Below are 890 nucleotides of genomic sequence, written 5' to 3'. Positions count from 1 at the left end.
CGTTTTAATAAAGACTGTGGAAACTCCGTTGATATGAATATCATTGATGGATACCTATTTGATTTCCCAACCAACGTTGTAGAACTACAAAAAGATGTTGCTGATTCATTTTTTACAGATGCAGTAACAGCACCAGAAGAGTTTAAGAAGCGTATCTTACTATCTACAACAATCGGTGACGAAGAGAAAGAACGTTATTTCTTAGTCGGTGACATCGCAGCAAGCCAACAACTTGCGAATAACCACATCAATCGTTTACATAACAAAATTACAAGTCATATTCCTTATGTGACATTTCTAGCTGCCATTGCATACTATCATGCATTACATGCAAAAGATCAAAAAGATAATAGCATCGAGATTAACTACTTCTCTACGATGTTACCAATCTGGTTACTGAAAAAAGAAAGTACGTTTGGAGAAGCGCAAAAAGCCATGGCTACTCGCTTCCTAGGTGACCATGCTTTCCGCATTCATACACCAGGGTTCGAAAAAGAAATAAAGGTATCTGTAGAAGAAAGTGCATGCTTAAAAGAAGGCGAGATTGCACGCTTTGCACTAAAGAAAGACCTAACGCTTCAAAACCGTGAAGATGCCAATGAATATGTGGAATGTGAAACCGTGATGGTAGATATCGGTGGAGGATCAATCGATGTCGTGATTTTACCAGAAGGATTAAAAGCTGCGAACAGCCGTGAGTCATTCCAAAGCATCGAGGGCATCCCCTACTTGGCGCATATAGATAAGTTACGAAAAGAGAAATTCCCAGAATTGTTTACTGATTTACGTGCTTTTGATCAGTTTATTTTAGATAACTACAACAAACAAAAATTTGAGTTAAAGAATGAAAATACGGGTGAATCTATTGATTTAACAGCTCAAATTACATC

General features: G+C 37.6%; 1 protein-coding gene. It reads left to right on the top strand.

Going from position 1 to position 890, the window contains the following annotated elements:
• A partial coding sequence (locus AC1DRF_RS30015; RefSeq protein WP_477742574.1) for an Alp7A family actin-like protein occupies positions 1 to 890 on the top strand: 890 nt, incomplete at both ends.

The sequence above is a fragment of the Priestia sp. P5_B4 genome, from assembly GCF_056400385.1.
Note: the sequence above shows the minus strand (reverse complement) of the source record. Positions and strands in the feature narration are given on the sequence as shown.